Below are 3,400 nucleotides of genomic sequence, written 5' to 3' on the forward strand. Positions count from 1 at the left end.
ACGCGAAGCCGTACTTCCGGCCGCCGTTCGGCTACCACGACGCCCGGGTCGACCGGGCGGCGGCGGCCGTCGGCTACACGACCCCGCTGCTCTGGTACGGGACGCTCGCGGACTCCGGGGACATCACGTCCGACCAGATTGTCGGCTTCGCGGAGCAGTGGTTCCAGCCGGCGCACATCGTCATCGGGCACGCGAACCACCTGGGCACGATCGGCGCGCTGCCGCGGCTCCACGCCCTGCTCGAGCAGCGCGGCCTGGCGACCTACACGCTCGACGACGTGTTCTCCCACTGACCCCGGCCCCGCGCGAGTCGCTTCCCGGCGATCGGTCCCGCAAGACGCAACGCTGGCGGTTCCTCGCAGCGGAATGTCGCTGCGAGAAACCGCCGCAGTTGCGTTTTGCGAGCCGGCGGGCGGACGGACGAGCGGGCGAGCGGGCGCGGGCGGGCGGTCAGGCGCGCAGCCGGTCGCGCTCGGTTGGGGGCAGGTGCTCGGTCGCGGTCGCCCGTGCCGCCGGGGTCAGGAACCGCCCGTGCCGCTCGAGGAACGCCACGAGCGCCGGCTCGGACGCCCGCTTGCCGGTCTCGCGCAGGACCCACCCGAGCGCCGACTGCACGGTGTCGCTGCGCTCGCGGACGAGCCGCCCGACGATCCCGAGCGGGACTTCGGCGTCGCCCTGCTTCGCGAACGCCAGGGTCGCCACGACCGCGATCCGGCGCACCATCGCCACGTCGGACTTCACGAGCGCGAACAGCGGCCCGGTCGACCCGCCCACGAGCGGGGCGCCGACGAGCTCCTCCGCCGCGAAGTCGACGAGCGTGGTGTCCCCGAAACGCTCCGCCTTTGCCGCGGCGAGGTACTCGTCCGTCAGCTCGGGGTCCGGCCGCGCCCGCATCGCCTGCACGAGGAGCACCACCGCGACGAGCCGCGCGCCGGGGTCCTCGCTCCAGAGCAGGGCGGACCGCTCCCCCGCGTCGAGGTCGGCGAACTGCCGGGCGACCCTCCGGGCACCGTGGAGATCGCCGGAGGTGCGCGCGAGGGCGGCGAGGACCGCCTCGGCGTCGCGTGTCTGCATCACCGCCACGGTACTCGTCGCCATGGATCGTTCGACACGAGGAACGGCCGGGTCCGTCAGGCGCAGATCAGCCGGACAGGGGCAGCAGCTGGGAGTCATCCGCCAAGCTGAGTGCCGCACGTCCGGTGTTCTTCACGAATGTCTCGGACGAGAACAGCGCAAATGGTGCGCCAGCCGCCACAGCCGACGTGAGCGCTCCCAGGTGGTGCGAGTTCGGCATGAACACGCTGATCGCATCGTCGCTTCGTCCGGACGCGTCCAGAAGCGTCAGCTCCAAGCGTTTTCCTTCAGCCACCGGGTACGCGTGGTACTTCGCCAGCCCCTCCACGTAGTACGCGCGGTGCTTCGTGACCTGAGTCTCGATGGATGCCGTCAGCGCACTGAACGTGTTCCCGGTGGGAGCGAAGGCCAGCTCATGCCACCAGTAATCGATGCCGCCGAACCGGATCTTCTCGCGACGGCCGAAGTCCTCGTCGGCACCGACCTGCAAAGCGAAAGCACGAAGGCCGACGACACCGCCCACAGGAGTGCCGTAGGCGTACTGCGTTCGCGACTGTCCGGTCGGAGCGGAGTCGACGGCCGACCGTCGCGACTCGGGCACCGGGACACCCGTCAAACGATGGATGTGCTCATACACGCCCGCCACAGGTGCGGAGCTGTCCGTCGATCTGCGCGGCGCACCATGCGGCACGAGCGCGTGGACGGAGCCGGAGAAGCACGAGAACTTGGCCGCCACGGGCACTGCGCCACCTGACGCCAGCTTTCGAACAGTGCTCCTCGAATGGAAGAGTCGTGCGCCGCAACCGGCCCAGGCGCAACGCCAGGGGCCTCCCCGGAGCTCGTCTCCCACCTCGTCGGGGGAGAACACCCGGCCGGAGGGTTCGTGAACCGCCTTCACTTCAGCGCAATCGTGACACGGACACCCGCAGGGCATCCGCGTGCAGGTAGATGTCCTCGAGCGAGTCGATGGGATGCCGCGTCTCGACTTTGTCCTCGTCGAACAACCCGATGTACTTCTGCTTTTTCCCGTTGAACCAGAGGCGCGCGATCGGCTTACGGTTGTTGTTGTCGAGCAGAATGGCGAAGTACGACTTCTGATCCCGGTGCACGATGCGCTCGGGCTTGACCTCGCTGCAGGCGATGGCCTTGACGATCTGATAGCCCTCGAGTTCCTCGGGCGTAGTCTCGAGCTCGGTGTCTCGATCTATGTCCTCTTCCACCACCAGCTCGCTCGAGAGCGCCTCGACGGAAGCAGCTTGCTCGATCGGCGCCGTGTAGGAGGCACCGAGCGCCGTCTTCAAGCGGTCGTTGACCTGTTCGTTGAGGAATTGCTTCGAGGCCTTGGCGACGAGCGTCGTGAACTGGCTGCGCGCCTCCTGGGTGAAGCGCCCCTCGTAGACACGCGACGCGAAGAGTCGGACGAAGTCCTCCTCGGGCTCCCGGAACTGTACGGCGATGGCACGCTTCAGCGCGCCAACGTACTTGAGTTCCTCGGCCGCGCTGATCACCGAATCGAGGTCGAACACGTCCTTCGTGAGCTTGCTGAGCTCCGGCAGGAGTGTCTCGTCGATGTCGGCTAGGTCGAGCACGAGGAACGGTCGGTCGTCCATCTTGTTCGGTGCGTCGAGATCCGTGTAGAAGTTGTAGACCTCGCCGTTGGTCAACACGGCGATGCGTGCGTTCGTGACGGAGAAGTACCGGAAGAGCTGGGATGCATGCTCGATCTTGAGCGGCTCCGTGGACTTCTTGCACTCGATGAGGATCTGCACCTCACCGTCGCGCATGATCGCGTAGTCGACCTTCTCCCCACGCTTCACGCCGACGTCCGCCGTGAACTCCGGAACGACTTCGAGGGGGTTGAACACGTCGTACCCGAGGATCGTCGAGATGAAGGGCATCACGAACGCGTTCTTCGTGGCCTCCTCGGTCTGGATCGCCTGGCGTTGGTTGTGCACCTTCGTGGCCAACGCAGCGAGACGCTCTTCGAACTCCATCGTTCACTCCTGTCCTCACACTCAGGATAAGTGACCGGTCGTCAACTCGAGGGGTTCTCACCGAGCCCCAGAGCGAGGGACACCGCAGACCTCGGAGCGAGGTGCCGGAGGACGAGTCCAAGCGGCATAGGCGCAGCGTTACAAGTTCGAAACGTCACGTATACAAAAGCGAGCGAGTACCCGTGATTGTATGCAATCACCGCACTCCTGAGCGTGACTCCACAAGAGTCGCCACGCACACCGCAGCTCCAGGAACACGATGTCCCAGACCTCCCCCCCCCCCCCCCACCGTCCGACACCGTGGGCAGCGCCGTGGCGAGCATCGGGACGCG

3 protein-coding genes and 1 pseudogene are annotated in these 3,400 nt (G+C 66.9%); 1 reads left to right on the plus strand and 3 read right to left on the minus strand.

Features of this window, described 5'->3' with window-relative positions; genetic code table 11:
* Window positions 1-293 (plus strand): annotated as a pseudogene (locus HUN59_RS17605) (polysaccharide deacetylase family protein); the annotation flags it as partial.
* Window positions 294-450: 157 nt separating this feature from the next.
* Here the strand turns inward: HUN59_RS17605 and HUN59_RS17610 are convergent.
* The 3 genes from HUN59_RS17610 to HUN59_RS17620 all read right to left on the minus strand — a co-directional run bounded on the left by HUN59_RS17610 (window position 451) and on the right by HUN59_RS17620 (window position 3,068).
* Complete coding sequence (locus HUN59_RS17610; RefSeq protein WP_174779116.1) at window positions 451-1,074, minus strand: DNA alkylation repair protein; 624 nt, start codon at window positions 1,072-1,074, stop codon at window positions 451-453.
* Window positions 1,075-1,141: 67 nt separating this feature from the next.
* Window positions 1,142-1,810: a hypothetical protein gene (locus tag HUN59_RS17615; RefSeq protein ID WP_174779117.1), complete on the minus strand. Its 669-nt coding sequence runs from the start codon at window positions 1,808-1,810 to the stop codon at window positions 1,142-1,144.
* A 163-nt stretch (window positions 1,811-1,973) separates the two neighbouring features.
* Window positions 1,974-3,068 (minus strand): type I restriction endonuclease, encoded by a 1,095-nt coding sequence (locus HUN59_RS17620; RefSeq protein ID WP_174779118.1) that lies wholly within the window; start codon window positions 3,066-3,068, stop codon window positions 1,974-1,976.
* Window positions 3,069-3,400 lie beyond the last annotated feature (332 nt).

The organism is Curtobacterium sp. Csp2, from assembly GCF_013347165.1.

Excerpts from the sequence above, each read along its gene's own strand:
- HUN59_RS17610 (WP_174779116.1), bottom strand. The coding sequence starts at position 1,074 with ATGCAGACACGCGACGCCGAGGCGGTCCTCGCCGCCCTCGCGCGCACC.
- HUN59_RS17620 (WP_174779118.1), bottom strand. The coding sequence starts at position 3,068 with ATGGAGTTCGAAGAGCGTCTCGCTGCGTTGGCCACGAAGGTGCACAAC.